13 protein-coding genes and 2 pseudogenes are annotated in these 16,436 nt (G+C 71.1%); 12 read left to right on the top strand and 3 right to left on the bottom strand.

The window, feature by feature from the left end; genetic code table 11:
- The first annotated feature begins 16 nt into the window (after positions 1-16).
- The 12 genes and pseudogenes from FY030_RS06815 (at position 17) to FY030_RS06770 (ending at position 13,251) form a co-directional block, all read left to right on the top strand.
- Positions 17-1,261 carry an NRAMP family divalent metal transporter gene (locus FY030_RS06815; RefSeq protein WP_158062691.1) on the top strand — a complete coding sequence of 415 codons (1,245 nt, stop codon included), beginning with the start codon at positions 17-19 and terminating at the stop codon, positions 1,259-1,261.
- Between the two features lie 2 nt (positions 1,262-1,263).
- A complete protein-coding gene (locus FY030_RS16825; protein ID WP_238348648.1) occupies positions 1,264-1,881 on the top strand; it encodes a 5-oxoprolinase subunit B family protein in 618 nt (205 codons plus the stop codon).
- The gene (locus tag FY030_RS16820) at positions 1,878-2,723 is read left to right on the top strand and encodes a 5-oxoprolinase subunit C family protein (protein ID WP_158060849.1); all 846 of its coding nucleotides are present in this window, start codon (positions 1,878-1,880) and stop codon (positions 2,721-2,723) included. The genes FY030_RS16825 and FY030_RS16820 overlap by 4 nt, the downstream gene beginning before the upstream one ends.
- A 211-nt stretch (positions 2,724-2,934) precedes the next feature.
- Positions 2,935-4,581, top strand: coding sequence for an ABC transporter substrate-binding protein (locus FY030_RS06800; RefSeq protein ID WP_192498755.1), 1,647 nt, complete (start codon positions 2,935-2,937; stop codon positions 4,579-4,581).
- A gap of 139 nt (positions 4,582-4,720) precedes the next feature.
- Entirely contained in the window at positions 4,721-5,686 is a 966-nt protein-coding gene (locus FY030_RS06795) for an ABC transporter permease (protein WP_202879779.1), read from the top strand.
- Positions 5,683-6,810, top strand: a pseudogene (locus FY030_RS16580) (ABC transporter permease); the annotation flags it as partial. The gene FY030_RS06795 and the pseudogene FY030_RS16580, both read left to right, overlap by 4 nt.
- Positions 6,696-7,229 (top strand): annotated as a pseudogene (locus FY030_RS17400) (ATP-binding cassette domain-containing protein); the annotation flags it as partial. The pseudogenes FY030_RS16580 and FY030_RS17400, both read left to right, overlap by 115 nt.
- Positions 7,221-7,646: an oligopeptide/dipeptide ABC transporter ATP-binding protein gene (locus tag FY030_RS17210; protein WP_475475138.1), complete on the top strand. Its 426-nt coding sequence runs from the start codon at positions 7,221-7,223 to the stop codon at positions 7,644-7,646. The pseudogene FY030_RS17400 and the gene FY030_RS17210, both read left to right, overlap by 9 nt.
- Positions 7,643-8,653 carry an ABC transporter ATP-binding protein gene (locus FY030_RS06785; RefSeq protein ID WP_158060846.1) on the top strand — a complete coding sequence of 337 codons (1,011 nt, stop codon included), beginning with the start codon at positions 7,643-7,645 and terminating at the stop codon, positions 8,651-8,653. The genes FY030_RS17210 and FY030_RS06785 overlap by 4 nt, the downstream gene beginning before the upstream one ends.
- Positions 8,653-10,029, top strand: coding sequence for a serine hydrolase domain-containing protein (locus FY030_RS06780; protein ID WP_192498754.1), 1,377 nt, complete (start codon positions 8,653-8,655; stop codon positions 10,027-10,029). Before FY030_RS06785 ends, FY030_RS06780 begins: the two co-directional genes overlap by 1 nt.
- Before the next feature lie 91 nt (positions 10,030-10,120).
- Positions 10,121-11,743 (top strand): PucR family transcriptional regulator, encoded by a 1,623-nt coding sequence (locus FY030_RS06775; RefSeq protein ID WP_158060844.1) that lies wholly within the window; start codon positions 10,121-10,123, stop codon positions 11,741-11,743.
- Positions 11,740-13,251, top strand: a complete 1,512-nt coding sequence (locus tag FY030_RS06770) for an amidohydrolase family protein (protein WP_158060843.1) — start codon at positions 11,740-11,742, stop codon at positions 13,249-13,251. Before FY030_RS06775 ends, FY030_RS06770 begins: the two co-directional genes overlap by 4 nt.
- Positions 13,252-13,292: 41 nt before the next feature.
- On the opposite strand, the gene menC is transcribed toward FY030_RS06770, so the two are convergent.
- The 3 genes from menC to FY030_RS06755 form a co-directional block, all read right to left on the bottom strand.
- Positions 13,293-14,399, bottom strand: a complete 1,107-nt coding sequence (menC, locus tag FY030_RS06765; protein WP_158060842.1) for an o-succinylbenzoate synthase — start codon at positions 14,397-14,399, stop codon at positions 13,293-13,295.
- 2 nt (positions 14,400-14,401) lie between these two features.
- Positions 14,402-15,241, bottom strand: a complete 840-nt coding sequence (locus FY030_RS06760) for a GNAT family N-acetyltransferase (RefSeq protein WP_158060841.1) — start codon at positions 15,239-15,241, stop codon at positions 14,402-14,404.
- Between the two features lie 72 nt (positions 15,242-15,313).
- Positions 15,314-16,405 (bottom strand): M20 family metallopeptidase, encoded by a 1,092-nt coding sequence (locus FY030_RS06755; protein WP_158060840.1) that lies wholly within the window; start codon positions 16,403-16,405, stop codon positions 15,314-15,316.
- Positions 16,406-16,436: the final 31 nt, after the last annotated feature.

The following is a 16,436-nucleotide window of genomic DNA, read 5'->3' as shown; positions in this document are numbered from 1 at the left end:
CCCTGTGGAGGCGAAGATGCCGCAAGACACCACCCGCGACCCGAAGGTCGACGGTCAGTCCGCCCTGAAGGCGGCGACCGGCCGGGGCACCCTGCTCGGCGCGATCTTCCTGATGGCCACGTCCTCGATCGGGCCTGGCTTCATCACCCAGACCACGAACTTCACGGTCCAGCTCGGCGCCGCCTTCGCCTTCGCCATCCTCATCTCGATCCTGGTCGACATCGCGATCCAGACCAACGTGTGGCGGGTCATCGGCATCTCGGGCATGCGGGCGCAGGAGCTGGGCAACGCGACCCTGCCGGGTCTGGGTTATCTCATGGCCTTCCTGCTGCTGCTCGGCGGGCTCGTCTTCAACATCGGCAACATCAGCGGTGCCGGGCTCGGCATGAACATCATGACCGACATGAACATGCGGCTGGGCGCGGTCCTGCTGTCGGCCCTGGCCATCGCCATTTTCTTGTCCAAGCGGGCGGGGGTGGCGATGGACCGCGTCGTCGTTCTCCTCGGTGCCGTGATGATCCTGTTGACCCTCTACATCGCAGTCACCTCCGGTCCCCCGGTCGGCGACGCGCTGAGGAACACCGTCCTGCCCGAGCAGATCAACGCCCTGGCGATCACCACCCTCATCGGCGGCACGATCGGCGGCTACATCATCTACGCCGGGGTCCATCGCCTGCTGGACGCGGGCATCTCCGGCCCGGGTCACCTCAAGACGCTCACCCAGGGTGCGGTCACTGGCATCATCGTCACCGGCGTGATGCGGGTCATCCTCTTCCTGGCCATCCTCGGTGTGGTCAGCGCCGGCCACGCCCTGGACCCGGAGCGCCAAGCGGCCAGCGCGTTCGAGGCTGCGGCCGGGGCCGTCGGCTACCGGCTCTTTGGCGTGGTCTTCGCCGCCGCCGCGCTGACCAGCGTCATCGGCGTCTCCTACACCACGGTCACCTTCCTGACCTCCCGGGAGAAGACCACGCCGCGCACGACCAACTTCATGGTCATCGGCTTCATCGTCGTCTCGCTCATCCTCTACCTGTCGATCGGGGCGGCCCCGGCCCAGCTGCTCGTCTTCGCGGGCGCCTTCAACGGGATCCTGCTGCCGGTCGGGATCGGGGTCATGCTGTGGGTCGCCTGGCGGCGGCGGGATCTGCTGCAGGGCTACGACTACCCCAAGTGGCTCGCGGGCATCGGCACCGTCGCCTGGCTGGTGACCATCTACCTGGCGGTCAACTCGGTCCGCCCCGCCATCGAGCTGATCACGGGGTGAGCATGGGGGAGGCGATGCGGATCCTGCCGAGCGGCTCGCGGGGGCTGCTGCTGGAGCTGGACACCTTGGAGGACGTGCTGCGTCAGTATGCGGCGCTGCTGGACGCCGACCTGCCGGTCCTCGACCTGGTCCCTGCGGGGCGGACGATCCTCGTGGTCGCCGACCGCGAGACCAATCTGGAGGATCTGCGGTCCCAGCTGCGACAGGTGCCGCCCGCGGAGCACGGACAGCAGGAGGGCTCCACCGTGGAGGTCCCGGTCCGGTATGACGGGGAGGACCTGGCCGAGGCGGCCGAGCTGCTCGGGTGCTCACCTGAGGAGCTGGTCCAGCGGCACCAGGAGGAGGACTGGACGGTGGCCTTCTGCGGCTTCGCGCCCGGCTTCGGCTACCTGGCGGGGTCGAAGTTCGCCTGGGACACGCCCCGCCGGTCCAGCCCGCGGACCAAGGTGCCAGCCGGGGCCGTGGCGATCGCCGGGGAGTTCACCGGGGTCTACCCGCGGGAGTCCCCCGGCGGCTGGCAGCTCATCGGAACCGCCGTGGTCGACGTCTTCGACATCGACCGCGACCCGCCGGCGCTGCTCGTGCCCGGCACCGCCGTCCGCTTCGTGGGGCAGCCGTGACCGAGCTGACCATCATCGAGCCCGGTGCGCTGACCACCGTGCAGGACTTCGGCCGGCCGGGGCACTCTGCGCTGGGCATCGGCCGGTCTGGCGCGTGCGACCGCGGCGCCCACCGGCTGGCTAACGCGCTCATCGGCAACCACCCCACGCTGGCGACGCTGGAGCTGACCCTGGGCGGGCTGTCCCTGAGCCCCGACACCGACATCACGCTGGCGACGAGCGGCGCCCGTTGCCCGGGTGTCCCCCACCTGGCCGCCTTCCAGCTGCGCGCCGGGGAGACCCTCACCTTCGGCATACCCGAGACCGGTCTGCGCACCTATCTGGCGGTGCGCGGAGGCATCGACGTCGAGCCGGTCCTGGGCAGCCGGGCCACCGACATCCTCTCCGGCCTGGGCCCGCCCGTGGTGTCCTCCGGTGATGTGCTGCCCGTGGGCACCACGGAGCGGCCGGTCCCCGGCGTCGACGTCGCCCCCGTCCCCGAGCCGACCAACGAGCTGATGCAGATCGCGGTGACCCCCGGCCCGCGGCGCGACTGGTTCGACGACGAGGCGTGGGCGCTGCTGACCAGCCAGACCTACTCCGTCGACAGCCAGTCCAACCGGGTCGGGGTCCGGCTCAGTGGTGAGCCGCTGCAGCGGCTGCGGGAGGGTGAGCTGGTCAGCGAGGGCATGCTGCGCGGCGCGATCCAGATGCCACCCTCGGGCCTGCCCGTGCTCTTCTTGGCCGACCACCCGGTCACTGGTGGCTACCCGGTCATCGGCTACGTCGACGATCTCGACGTCGACCGCTGTGCCCAGCTGCGGCCGGGCCAGGAGCTGAGGTTCGTCCGCGCTGGGCGCTGACGGACGGGCCGGTCACGGCCTGCGGTTTCTGACCGTGTCCCACACAGCGGACGAACTACTCGCGCCCCATGCCTACGGTCGCTGAGCTCCAGCACGGGGCCTGCTGTGCGTGTGGACCAACGCGGGCACGCCCGCTCGTCGGATCGGACGATGAAGGGGCCGGGCACCGAGGGCGACGATGTCTGCACCCCACGACCCCAGGAGGTTGGACATGCGCACCACTCGACCGCTCCTCGCCATCGCCATGGGCGGAGCCCTCGTGCTGTCGGCGTGCAGCAACAGCTCCGACTCCCCCGGCTCCCCCGACGGCAATGGGACCGGCGCCGCCACCCAGAGCCCTGGTGAGACAGGCACCGCCGAGCTTGGCGAGGCCGGGGGCACGATCACCATGGCCATCGGCGACGACCCCGGCAACCTGGACCCGGCCATGACGGTGCTGCAGGTGACCCGGGGCGTGGGCCGGATGGCCTACGACTCACTGGTCCGCACCAGTCCGGACGGTGAGATCGTGCCCAACCTGGCCACTGAGTGGGAGGTCACCCCCACGTCGGTGACCTTCAGCCTCAACCCGGACGCGACCTGCGCCGACGGCACGCCGTTCACCGCGACCGATGCCGCGGACAACATCTCCTTCATCGCCGACCCGGAGAACGCATCCCCCCTGCTGGGCATCATGGTGCCAACAGACGCCACGGCCAGCGCCGACGACGAGGCCGGCACGGTCACCGTCGAGGTCAGCGCCCCCAACGCCTTCCTGCTGAGCAACCTCACCTCGGTCTTCATGGTCTGCCGCTCCGGCCTGGATGACCGCGAGACGCTGGCCCAGGCCACCGCCGGCACCGGCCCGTGGGTGCTGGAGGAGGCCGCGCCCAACGACAGCTACACCTTCGCCCGCAACGAGGACTACAGCTGGGGTCCGCGCCAGGAGCCCTTCGAGGGCGAGGGCGTCCCTGACACCTTCGTCTTCCGCGTCATTCCCAACATGACCACGACCGCCAACCTGCTGCTCGCCGGTGAGGTCAACATCGCCGGTGTCAGCCCCGGCGACGAGGAGCGGGTGCAGGCCGCGGGCCTGGACCGGTATGGCGCGGCCTCACCCCTTGGGGAGACCTTCTTCAACCAGGGCCCCGGCCATCCCGGCGCCGACCCCGCCGTGCGCAAGGCCCTGATCGCGGCCACCGACATCGAGATGGTCGCGGCCGTGGGCGCCGGCGCAGCCGGCCAGGTCTCCACCGGCCTGGTCACCCTCGAGCCCAAGGTGTGCCCGGGCGACACCGTCAGCGGCAACCTGCCCGCCTACAACGTCGAGGCCGCCAACGCGATGCTCGACGACGCCGGCTGGGTCCGCGGCGCCGACGGGATCCGGGAGAAGGACGGCAACCGGCTCAGCCTGAAGTTCATCTTCGCCCAGCGCGGCGGCGACGAGCTGGCGGCGGCCGCCGAGCTGCTCTCCCAGCAGTGGCGCGAGGTCGGGGCCGAGATGAGCCCGTCCACGATCGCCGCGACCCAGCTCAACGAGGTCCTCTTCGCCTCCGGCGACTGGGACGCCGGGTGGATTCCGGTCACCGTCGACCTGCCCTCGCAGCTGCTCGCCTTCCTCTCCGGGCCGGCCGCCCCCGACGGCACCAACTTCGCCCACATCGACAACGAGACCTACACGGCCAAGAGTGCCGAGGCCAACGTCCAGGGTGAGATCGAGGCGGCCTGCGCTCTGTGGATCGAGGCGGAGACCGCCCTGATCCAGAACGTTGACGTCGCCCCCATGTTCGACATCGTCGCCTCCAACTACCTGAACGGCGTCACCCTCGATGCCGCCAGCGGCGAGATCGACGGGTCCTCGATCCGGTCCACCCAGTGACGTCCTGGGGCGGCCGGGCAGCCCGGCCGGCCCGCCCCTCTATCCCCCGCCCACGCCCACATACCGCCACCCGTCAGAAAGAAGGCCTGCACCGATGAGCCACCACGCCGGGAGCGCCGTGACAGCAGACGGTCCCCGGGTGGCCGCACCCAGCCTCAACCCCTGGGTAGTCTTCCTGGTGCGCAGGCTCAGCCGTTTTGTCTTCTCGCTGTGGCTGCTCGTCACCTTCGCCTTTCTCCTGCTGCACCTGATCCCCGGTGACCCGGTCCGCAACGCATTGGGGCTGACCGCGCCGCAGGACCTGGTCGAGCGCCAGCGTGAGACGCTCGGGCTTAATGACCCGCTGCACGTCCAGTACGGCAGCTACCTGGCAGACCTGAGCCGGGGCGACTTCGGCGTCTCGATGCTCAACCGGCTCCCGGTCATCGACACCATCAGCCAACGGCTGCCCAACACCCTGTCCCTCGCGCTGCTGGCTTTCCTGGCCGTCACCCTCATCGCCGTCCCGCTGGGTCTGCTGATGGCCATCCTCACCCGGGACGGGCGCCGCCGGCCGCTGGAGCTGGGCTTCACCTCCGGCTCGATGGTCGTCTCGGCCGTCCCCGAGTTCCTGCTCTCGGTGTTGCTGGTCTACCTCTTCGCGGTCAACCTCGGGGTGCTGCCGATCGCCGGCAAGGCGGGGCCCTCGTCCTACGTGCTGCCGGTCGCGGCGATGACGCTCGGTTCGGCGATGGCGCTCTCCCGCCTGGTCCGGGTTGAGGTGCTCGGCGTGCTCGGCCAGGACTTCATCCGCACGGCCCGGGCCAAACGTCTGCGCGCCGGCCGGATCTACCTGCGGCACGCCCTGCCCAACGCCGTGACCGCGACCCTGACCGTCTCCGGGCTCCTGCTCGCCGGACTCGTCGTGGGATCGGTGCTGGTCGAGACCATCTTCGCCTGGCCGGGACTGGGCCCGACTATGGTCAGCTCAATCTTGGCCAAGGACTACCCGATGGTCCAGGGCATCGTGCTGGTCTACGGCACGATGGTGCTGCTCATCAACCTCGCGGTCGACCTCACCCTGGCGCTGCTCGACCCGCGCTCCACCATCCGGGAGGCGGCATGAGCACGATGCTGCCCCAACGTCCGGTCCGCAGGCAGGGCCGCGGCACCAGCATGCGACGCATGCTGGTCAGCCCGCTCGGTCTGGCTGCGCTGGTCGTCAACCTCCTCATCCTCTTCCTCCTCCTCTTCGGCCCGACGATCTGGGGCGAGGTCGCGAGCACCAACAACTTCGACGCGCTGGGCTCAGGCCCCACCCCCGACCACCCCTTCGGCACCGACGCGCTGGGCCGCGACATCCTGGCCCGGGTCCTCGTCGCGACCCGCCTGTCCATCGGGCTGGCCCTGGCCGCCACCGCGATGGGTATGGCGATCGGGATCGTCGTGGGGTGCATGGCCGCGCTGGCGCCCCCGCCCCTGGCACGCCTCATCACCGGGCTCATCGACATCCTCGTCGCCTTCCCGGGCCTGTTGCTGGCGCTCTTCTTCGCCATCATCTTCGGCATCGGGCCCCAGGGTGCGGTGCTGGCCCTCGGCACCGCGATGACACCCGCCTTCGCCCGCCTCACCTACACCCTGGCGGCCGGCGTCGTCGGGCGCGACTACGTCAGCGCCGCGCGCACCCTGGGCATCTCCCGCGCCCGCATCCTGTTCCGGCACGTGCTGCCCAACATCGGTGAGCCGCTGATCATCAACGGCACCCTGGCGGCCAGCAGCTCGTTGCTCGCCTTCGCTGGCCTGTCCTTCCTCGGTCTGGGGGTGCAGCTGCCCGACTACGACTGGGGCCGGATGCTCAGCGACGGGCTCAACTCCATCTACACCAACCCGCTCGCCGCCCTGGCCCCCGGCCTGGCCATCGTGCTGGCCAGCCTGGCCTTCAACCTCTCCGGTGAGGCCGGGGCGCAGCTGCTGGGCCGCAGGGTGTCCCTGTCCCCCGTCCGCGCCCGCCGTCTGGTGGACGAGGCCATCGGCGCCGAGCGCCAAGTTCGGGATGACCGCGTACCCGACCCCGAGGACGCCGTGCTGCGCGTCGAGGGGCTCAGCGTCGCCATCCCCCTGGGCGACGACACCGTGGCCACCCCCGTCCGCGACCTCACCTTCGTGGTCGGCCGCGGCGAGGCCGTCGGCATCGTGGGCGAGTCCGGCTCCGGCAAGACCCTGACCGCCATGGCCGTGTCCCAGCTGACCGACCCCCGGTCGTCACCCGAGCCCGCCGGCTCGAGCTCGACGGGCACGAGCTCACCACCGCCTCGGACACCACCCGTCGGCGGCACCTCGGCCAGTCCCTGACGATGGTCTTCCAGGACCCGATGAGCTCACTCAACCCGACTATGCGCACCGGGACCCAGCTGGCGGAGCACAGCCGGGAGCACCAGGGCGCCAGCCGCCGCGCCGCCTGGGACCGGGCCGTCGACCGGCTGCGCGCCGTGCGCATCCCCTCCCCCGAGCGCCGGGCCAAGCAGTATCCCCACGAGCTCTCCGGCGGCATGCGCCAGCGGGCGATGATCGCCATGGGCCTCATGGGTGAGCCGGCGCTCATCATCGCCGACGAGCCGACCACCGCCCTCGACGTCACGGTCCAGGAGCAGGTCCTGCGTATGCTCAAGCGCGCGCAGCGGGAGCAGGACGCAGCCCTGCTGCTCATCTCCCACGACCTGTCGGTCATCTCCGCCATGTGCGACCGCGTCCTGGTCATGTATGCCGGGCGGATCGTGGAGGTCATCGACGTCGCCGGGCTGACCGCCGGCCCCGCCCACCCTTACACGCGCGGCTTGCTCGCCACCCTGCCCGACATGCACACCGACCGCACCCGCCCCCTGGCCACGATCCCAGGCCGGCCGCCCCACCCCGCCAACCTCCCCCCGGGCTGTTCGTTCGCCGCCCGCTGCCCGTTCGCGACGCAGGTCTGCCTGGAGGTGGACCCGCCGCTTGCCCCCTCCCCGGCCGGTGGAAGCGTCGCCTGCCACCACCCGCAGCAGGGGCCGGTCACGGTCACCCAGGAGCAGCAGGAGATGCACGTATGACGAGCCTGGAGTTCGTGGACGTCACCGTCCGGTACGGGCGTGGGCCGGCCGCGATGACGGCGGTCCAGGACGTGAGCCTGGCCATCCCCCCGGGGTCCGTGGTGGGCCTGGTGGGCGAGAGCGGGTCCGGCAAGTCCACCCTCGGCCGGGCGGCGGTGGGGCTGGTCCCCGTGGCCAGCGGCCAGGTGCTTCTCGGGGGGCGCCCAGTGCCGACCCGTGGCCGGCGCAGGCCGGTGCAGATGATCTTCCAGGACCCCTCCGGCGCGTTGGACCCCCGGATGAGCGTCGGCGCGAGCATCGCCGAGGCAATGCGGGAGCGGTCAGGGCGGCGAGCCCGCGTCGAGGAGCTGCTCGAGCAGGTCCACCTCGAGCCATCGGTCGCCTCGCGGCTGCCAGCGAGCCTGTCCGGTGGCCAGCGTCAACGGGTCGCCGTCGCCCGTGCGCTGGCAGCACGTCCCGACGTCATCATCGCCGACGAGATCACCAGCGCGCTGGACGTCTCGGTACAGGGCGCGGTGCTCAACCTGGTCCGGGAGGTCTGCGCCGACCTGGGGCTGTCGATGCTCTTCATCTCCCACAACCTGTCCGTCGTCCGCTACGTCAGCGACGTCATCGCGGTGATGTACATGGGCAGGATCGTCGAGTGCTCCCCCACCGAGGAGCTCATGAGCGACTCGCAGCACCCCTACACCCACATGCTCCTGCAGTCCACGCTCTCGGTGGGAGACACCCTGCTGGAGGAGTCGAACGCCCCCGAGCCGGTCCGCTTCGCCGAGCCTGCCGACCCCCACCACGTCCCCGCGGGGTGCAGCTTCCACCCGCGCTGCCCGGTGGGCCCCTTGGTGCTGGATCGGCCGGCCTGCCTCACCGAGGACCCGGTCACCGGGGCCGACGGTCGACGGCACCGGGCCGCCTGCCACTTCGCCAGACCCCTGGGCGCAGCCGCTCTCACCACTTCCACCAGCTTCCCCCCGGGGCTCGCCCCGCCACCCGAAAGGAACGCATGATGACCAAGACACTCCAGGAGCTCGTCGACGAGCAGGTCGCCGCCCATCCCGTGCCCGGCGTGGCCGTCGGCATGGTCCTCGACGGCGAGGTCACCTACGCCACCCACGGTGTGACGAACATCGAGAACCCCCTCGACGTCGACGACAAGACCCTGTTCCAGTTCGGCTCCACCGGCAAGACGTACACCGCCACCGCGATCATGATGCTGGCCGACCAGGGCCGTGTCGACCTCGAGGCGCCCGTGCGCGACTACCTGCCGGAGTTCAAGGTCGCCGACGAGCAGGCCGCCGCGACGGTGCGGGTCAAGAACCTGCTCAACCACACCGCCGGCTGGTCCGGCGACTTCCTCGGCACCCCGGAGCGGGGCGACCGTGCGCTCGAGGACTTCGTCGAGCACATGGCCAAGCTCAAGCAGGACTTCCCCGTCGGCGCCGGCATGAGCTACAACAACTCGGCCCTGTCCGTCGCGGGCCGCATCATCGAGGTCGTCACCGGCAAACCGTTCGACCAGGCGATGACCGAGATGGTCCTGCAGCCCCTCGGGATGGAGAGCACCTTCTTCTTCGCCGAGGACGTGATCACCCGGAGGTTCGCCGTGGGCCACCTCCAGGACGAAGAGACCAAGGAGTTCTCCGTCGCCCGGCCATGGGCGCTGCCCCGGGGTGGCGGCCCGGCCGGCGGGATGTCGGCCCCCATCACCGACCAGGTCACCTGGATGAAGTTCCACCTCGGCGACGGTACCGCGCAGGACGGCACCCGCATCCTGCCGCAGGAGACCCTGGACCTGATGAAGGTGCCCGCCATCCGCACGCCCGGCAGCACGCTGGGCGACGCCATCGGGATCAGCTGGCTGATCCAGGACGTCGACGGCACCCAAGTCGTCGGCCACGGCGGCACCACGATCGGCCAACAGTCCGCACTCGAGCTGGTCCCCAGCCGTGGCTTCGGGATTGCCGTGCTCACCAACTCCTCGGGCGGGGGCGACCTGCACCGCGCCATCGTTCATGCCGCCACCGCCGAGTACCTAGGTCTGCAGTGGCCGAAGCTGAAGGCCACCGACCGCCCCACGGAGGCGCTGACCGAGTACGAGGGCGTCTACCGCAACATCTCCCTCGTCTCGACCGTGACCACCACCAAGGAGGGTCTGCAGATCGACAGCGTCCCCACGCAGGACTTCCTCGACATGGTCGGCGCACCCGCTGAGGCCTTCGAGAGCCCGCCGACCCCGATCAAGATGGTGGACGAGGAGGGCGACCTGTTCGTCGTCATCGAGGACGGCAGCCCCGGCTACCGCGGCTCTTTCCAGCGGGGCGAGGACGGCCAGGTCACCGGCATGCACTTCGGCGGGCGGCTGACGCTGCGTGACCCTGCGTAACGCAGCCGCGGGCCCTCCGACAGACCTGACGGTGTCGTTGCTATCGTCGGGTCGGTCCGAGCCCATCACCATGCCCTGGGAGCCCACCGGGATGAGCAGCAGACCGCGCGCCACGCTCGGTCGCATCCTCGATGATCTCGGCGCCACCTTCACCGACCAGGTGATCACCCGAGGTCTGGACCGGAAGGTCTCCTCGGTGGTCATCCACGACCCGTTGGACGACGCCCCCGTCCGGGAGGACGCGATCTTGTTGGGGGTCGGAGTCACCGGCGAGGACGTGCGCCCGCTCCTGGGGCTCGCTGGCGCCGCCGGCGCCACCGCGATCGTTGTGCGCAGTCCGGTCGAGGTCGCGCCCGAGCTGGAGGCTGCCGTGCGGGAGTCCGGGGTGGCGCTGCTCACGCTGAGGCGGGGCGCGTCCTGGAGCCAGCTGGCGGCCCTGCTGGGCTCGCTGCTGTCGCAGGACGACTTCGGCAGGGTCGACTCCGAGACACTCGGCGGCCTGCCCTCGGGTGACCTCTTCTCCGTGGCTAACGCCATCGGCTCCCTGCTCGGGGCCCCCATCACCATCGAGGACCGCAGCTCCAAGGTCCTGGCCTTCTCCGGGGCCCAGGACGAGGCGGACCCCTCCCGGATCGAGACGATCCTGGGCCGGCAGGTGCCCGAACGCTTCGCTGCGCTGCTGGCCGAACGGGGCGTTTTCGCCCAGCTCTACCGCTCTGCGGAGCCGGTCTTCATCGAACCCGGTCAGCCCGATGATGCGTTCTTCCAGCCGCGGGTGGCCATGGCTGTACGGGCGGGGGACGAGGTGCTGGGCTCGATCTGGGCGGCGGTCTCCGGTCCTTTGGACGAGGCCCGAACCCGCGCGATGGTGGACGCCTCGAGCATCGTGGCCCTGCACCTGCTCCGGCTGCGGGCCGGTGCCGACGTCGAGCGGCGCCTTCGCGCCGACCTGGTCTCCACCGCCCTGGAGGGCGGGCCCAACGCGGCCGAGGCCCTGGACCGGCTGGGTCTGCAGGCCAGCACCGTCTGTGTCGTGGCAGTCCGCCTGGTCGAGGGGGCAACGCCCGGCTCGGAGAGCCTGCGGGAGGCGGAGCACCGGGCAGACAGCACCCGCCTCGCGGACACCCTGGCCGTGCATCTGGTCTCCTCCAGCCCGCGCAGCGCTGCGGCCCTCGTCGGCAAGGTCATCTACGGCCTGGTGCCCTCGGACAACCCGGGCCGGGTCGAGTCCATCGCCCACGACTTCGCCTTGCGCATCGCGGACAAGCACGTCACCGTCATCGGCGTCAGCGACCCGGCGCACGGCGTCGACGCCCTGCCCCGGGCCAGGTCGCAGGCCGACCGCGCATCGCGGGCACTCCTGCGGCGCAGCTCCGACCGACCGCAGGTCGCACAGATCGGCAGTGTGTCGGTGGACACGGTGCTGATGGACCTCGCGGACCTGGCCGACGCACGCGACGACGTCTCCCGCGGTCCGATCGCCATCCTGCACGAGCACGACGAGGACAACCAGTCGCACCTGGTCGACACCCTGGCGGCCTGGCTGGACGCCTTCGGCGACGTTGCGCTGGCGGCCAAGCGCGTGCACGTCCACCCCAACACCTTCCGCTACCGGCTGCGCCGGCTTGCCGAGATCGCCGATCTCGACCTCGGTGACGCTGACGCACGGTTCGCGGCCATGCTGGAGATCCGGATGAGGAGCGCCCGCCGATGAGTACCAGACTGATCCTGAGCGGTGGACGGGTCATCGACCCGGGCACCAGTTTCGACGGCATCGCCGATGTGCACGTTGAGCACGGGCGGATCGCCGCAGTGGTGCCTGCGACTGCGGGCACCGGGCCGGAGGGCTACGGCGCCGCTCCCGCGACCGACGACGCAACGGTGCTGGACGTCTCCGGCCTCGTCGTCGGGCCGGGCTTCGTCGACCTGCACAGCCACGTGCACTCTGTCGCCGGCATGCGGTTGCAGGCCATGGACGGCGTCACCACCGCGCTCGACCTGGAGTCAGGTCTGATGCCGATCGCCAAGGCCTACGCCGACGCTGCGGCGCAGGGCCGCCCGCTCCACTACGGCTTCTCCGCCTCGTGGAGCTCGGCCCGGGCCGCAGCACATGCGGGGATCACCCCCACGGCCGACATCCAGGCCTCGCTGCAGCTGCTGGCCCGTCCGGACTGGCAGCGTTCGTCCAGCACCCGGGAACTGCAGACGTGGTTGGGGCTGCTGCGCAGCGAGTTGGCCGACGGTGCCCTGGGCATCGGGGTGCTGCTGGGGTATGCGCCCTCCAGTGACCCGGCCGAGTTCCTCGGAGTCGGTCGCCTGGCCGCCGAGGCCGGGGTGCCCGTCTATACCCACGTGCGCGAGATCGTCGAGTCCGACCCAACCACCCCCGTCGACGGCTCGGACGAGATCGGGATCGTGGCGGCGGAGACCGGTGCGGCGATGCACCACTGCCACGTCAACAGCACCTCCCGCCGACACGTGGATCGGGTGCTGGCCAGCCTGCAGAGGCACCAGGCCGCGGGCAGCCGGGTGAGCGTCGAGTGCTATCCCTACGGGGCCGGGTCCACCGCGATCGGAGCCGCCTTCCTCGCGCCCGAGGCGCTGCACCGCTGGGACCTGACCCCGCAGGACCTGGTGCTCGTGGCCACCGGCGAGCGGATCCAGGACGCGCGACGGCTGGCCCAGGTGCGGGCCGAGGACCCGGGCGCACCGTGTGTCGTCACCTTCCTCGACGAGCAGGATCCGCACGACCAGGAGCTGCTGCTGCGCTCCTTGAGCTACCCCGACGCCATCGTCGCCAGCGACGCGATGCCGATCACCTGGCCCGACCGGACGTGGGACTCCCACACTTGGCCGCTGCCCGAAGGCGGGCTGACCCATCCTCGGACCGCGGGCACCTTCGCCCGGTCGTTGCGGCGCATGGTGCTGGAGACGGGTTTGTGGACCTGGCTCGAAGCCTTCCGGCGCTGCTCCTACCTGCCGGCCAGGGTGCTCGACGGGGCCACGCCCGCCGCCCGGACCAAGGGCCATCTGGCCCCCGGCGCGGACGCAGACGTCGTGGTCCTGGACCCCGGAACGCTGACCGACGCGGCCACCTACCTGGACCCGGTGCGCCCCAGCCAGGGCGTGGTGCACCTGCTGGTGGGAGGCGTGCCGCTCATCCGGAACCAGCACATGCTGGACGCCCTGCCCGGGCGGCCGGTGCGCGGCGCCCCGGCCTGAGCAGCCAGGCCAGGTCAACTGGCTGAGCAGCTGGGCTCCGGTTAGCCCAGTGCGATCTCGGTGCGGGCAACCGTCACGGCGGCGAGGGCCTGCTCGTCGACCTCGACCCCCAGCCCGGGGCCCCGCGGCACCGCCACATACCCGTCCTCGATCACGAACGGCTGGGTGATGATGTCGGTCGTGAAGAACCGGTCGGAGGCCGAGGTGTCGCCGATCAGACGGAAGTTGGGCAGCGCGGCCAGGGCCATGTTCGCCGCCCGACCGATGCCGGTCTCCACCATGCCCCCGCACCAGACCGGGACGCCATGGGCGGCGCACACGTCGTGCACCCGCCGGGCCTCCAGATAACCGCCCACCCGGCCGGCCTTGATGTTGACCACCGAGCAGGCACCCAGGGCGATGGCGTCCGCGGCCGACTTGGCGCTGACGACCGACTCGTCCAGGCACACCGGGGTGCTGATCCGCGCGGCGAGAAAGGCGTGATCGGTGAGGTCCTCGTCCTCCAGCGGCTGCTCGACCAGCAGCAGCCCGAACTCGTCCATCTGCTGGAAGAGCCGGACATCCGCGGTCGTGAACGCGGCGTTGGCGTCCACCTGCAGCGCGATGTCACCGAACTCCCGGCGCACCGCGCGTACCGGCTCCAGCTCCCACCCGGGCTGGATCTTGAGCTTGATCCGCTGGTAGCCCTCCTCCAGGTAGCCGCCGACCGCGGCGAGCAGCTCCTCGACACTGTCCATGATGCCGACGCTGACCCCGCTGGGGACCCGGTCGTGCACTCCGCCGAGGTAGTCGCTCAGACTCATCGAGGCCCCCCGCAGCTCGGCGTCCAGCAGCGCCATCTCGACCGTCGCCTTGGCCATCCGGTGCCCCTTGACCGGGCCGAGCAGGTGGCTGACCGCGGAGGCGGACAGGTCCTTGCCCCTCAGCCTGGGCAGCAGGAAGTCGCTGATGACCTGGCCTGCAGCGGCCAGGTACTCCGAGGAGTAGAGGGGGTCGGCCATGGCCACGCACTCCCCCCAGCCGACCCCCGCGTCGGTCTCGACCCGCAGGAGGGTCAGCTGCCGGTGCGTCTGCACCGCGAAGGACGTGGCGAACGGCGAGACCAGGGGCATCTCGACGGTGAACAGTTCAGCTCGGTGCAGACGCATGATCAGTCAGTCTTTCGCAGGATGTAAGAGTGGTCGGGGTGGAAGGCGATGACCTCGTAGCCCCGCGCGAAGGCGGCCACGAAGGCGTCCCGGACGCCGTGGTGCCAGCGCAGCGCCCGGTCTGGGTCGGTCCTGCGCAGGTGCCCGACGTCAGCGGGGACGGCGATGGTCAGCAGCGGCGCGCCCAAGGTCCTGGGGAGCAGGAGCGCCCCGTCGTCAGCCACCTCCAGCAGCGGGACCGGCGCCGTCCGGCCGCCGGGGATCCCGGGCGCTTCGGGGGTGCCGAGGTCGCGGGCGGACGCGGGGGCGAAAAGGTCCCACTTCAGCAAGCCGCGGTCACTGAGCGCACCCTGGTTGATCGCGTCACCCATCGGGCCGTAGAAGTCAGGCAGGTAGGTGTCCAGCCTGGCGCCGAGCTTGACCACGTTGAAGTAGGCGTTGCGCGCCTGCATGGGGTCGAAGGTCCAGGAGATGACCGAGTAGCCGTGGTCGATCGCCCAGGCCCGCTGGTGCAGCTTCATCGCATACCCCACGGACCGGCCGCGGTGACTGTCGGCGACCCCGGTGATGTGGGAGTGCAGGTGGGGGGATCCGTCCCCAGCCCGGAAGGCGGCCGACGCCGCGACGATCCGGCCCTCATGCCGGGCCAGGGCCGCATAGTTGCCGGTGTGGTCCAGAGAGATGAGCAGCTCCGGCGGGACCGGGGCACCGAGGGGCGTGCGCCAGATCTGTTGTAGCAGCGCGGCCGCCTCGTGCGCATCGGTGGGGTCGTGGATCATCTCGACAGTGAGCCCGCACTGCTGGGCCGTGCGCAGGGCGAGGTCACCTGCGGCGGCGCTCACGTTCACTGTCGTACCCACATCTATGAGCGTGGTCGAGGGCGCACGACGGTGAATCGTGCGACTGCAACAAAGTCACCGCGCTGCCTCGTCGGGTCGGACGAGCGCGGCAAGCAGCCGAGCCCGTCGCGGCAGGTCGGGCACCGAGACCCACTCCCCCTCGGCGTGCGCCCCGTCGCCCACCGCACCCAGTCCGTCCAGGGTCGCGATGCCCAGTCCGGCGGTGAAGTTGCCGTCCGACGCCCCACCGACTGCGACGGCGCCGAGCTCGCCAAACCCCAGCTCGCGGTAGGCGTGCACGGCGCGCGCGAGCAGTGCCTCGGAGCGGCGCCGCTCAAGGGGTGGCCGGTTCTTGCCGCCCTCGATCGTGAGCGAGGCTCCGTCCAGGACGGGCCGCAGCGCACGCATGGCTGCGTCGACGCGGTCCTGCTCCGCCTCGGTGCGGGCACGCACGTCCACCCGGATCTGGCCCGCCGCCGGGACGGTGTTGGTGGTCGTGCCGGCCGACAGCACGGTCGGGGTAACGGTGGTGCCGGCCGAGAGGTCCTGGAGGCCAGCGACGGCCAGTACCTGGTGGGCGAGCTCGATGCTGGCGTTGACGCCCAGCTCAGGCTCCAGCCCCGCGTGCGCGGCGCGACCGGCGACCTGCACCGCATACAGGGAGACCCCCTTGCGCTCCACCTTCAGGGCGCCAGCGGCGCTGGCCTCGGGGACGTAGACCGCGCTCATCCCCTGCGCCACCTGCTCGATCAGGGAGCGCGAGTCGGGGGCGCCGATCTCCTCGTCCGAGGTGAGCAGCAGCGCCAGCCCGGAGGGGTCCTCCAGGCTGGCGATGGCGTGCATCGCCTGGACGATGCCCGCCTTCATGTCGAAGCACCCGGGGCCGCTCGCGCGTTGGGCGTCGTGGGTGAAGGGCCAGCGCGCCAGGGTCCCCATCGGCCACACCGTGTCCAGGTGACCCAGGACGAGCCGGCGCTGTGGGCCCTCCCAGGACCAGAGCAGGGCGACGCGCTCACCGGTGCGCAGGACCTGGGGCGGGGCGCCGAGCCATCGCTCCCCCAGCTCAGCGACGACCTCTGCGCAGCGCGTCGTGGCCGCGACGTCCCCCGACGGCGACTCGCACTCCACCAGGGTGCGCAGATCCTGCACCATGACGGCCGTCTCCATCACGTCCGTTGTGATGGGGGTCCGTGTGCTC

This window comes from Ornithinimicrobium pratense, from assembly GCF_008843165.1.
In the GTDB taxonomy this organism is placed as follows: domain Bacteria; phylum Actinomycetota; class Actinomycetes; order Actinomycetales; family Dermatophilaceae; genus Ornithinicoccus; species Ornithinicoccus pratensis.
The sequence above is the reverse complement of the archived record's forward strand: the minus strand, read 5'-3'. Positions and strand labels throughout refer to the sequence as shown.

Excerpts from the sequence above, each read along its gene's own strand:
- FY030_RS06815 (WP_158062691.1), top strand. The coding sequence starts at position 17 with ATGCCGCAAGACACCACCCGCGACCCGAAGGTCGACGGTCAGTCCGCC.
- FY030_RS16825 (WP_238348648.1), top strand. The coding sequence starts at position 1,264 with ATGGGGGAGGCGATGCGGATCCTGCCGAGCGGCTCGCGGGGGCTGCTG.
- FY030_RS06800 (WP_192498755.1), top strand. The coding sequence starts at position 2,935 with ATGCGCACCACTCGACCGCTCCTCGCCATCGCCATGGGCGGAGCCCTC.
- FY030_RS17210 (WP_475475138.1), top strand. The coding sequence starts at position 7,221 with ATGCTCAAGCGCGCGCAGCGGGAGCAGGACGCAGCCCTGCTGCTCATC.
- FY030_RS06785 (WP_158060846.1), top strand. The coding sequence starts at position 7,643 with ATGACGAGCCTGGAGTTCGTGGACGTCACCGTCCGGTACGGGCGTGGG.
- FY030_RS06780 (WP_192498754.1), top strand. The coding sequence starts at position 8,653 with ATGACCAAGACACTCCAGGAGCTCGTCGACGAGCAGGTCGCCGCCCAT.
- FY030_RS06775 (WP_158060844.1), top strand. The coding sequence starts at position 10,121 with ATGAGCAGCAGACCGCGCGCCACGCTCGGTCGCATCCTCGATGATCTC.
- FY030_RS06770 (WP_158060843.1), top strand. The coding sequence starts at position 11,740 with ATGAGTACCAGACTGATCCTGAGCGGTGGACGGGTCATCGACCCGGGC.
- menC (WP_158060842.1), bottom strand. The coding sequence starts at position 14,399 with ATGCGTCTGCACCGAGCTGAACTGTTCACCGTCGAGATGCCCCTGGTC.
- FY030_RS06755 (WP_158060840.1), bottom strand. The coding sequence starts at position 16,405 with ATGGAGACGGCCGTCATGGTGCAGGATCTGCGCACCCTGGTGGAGTGC.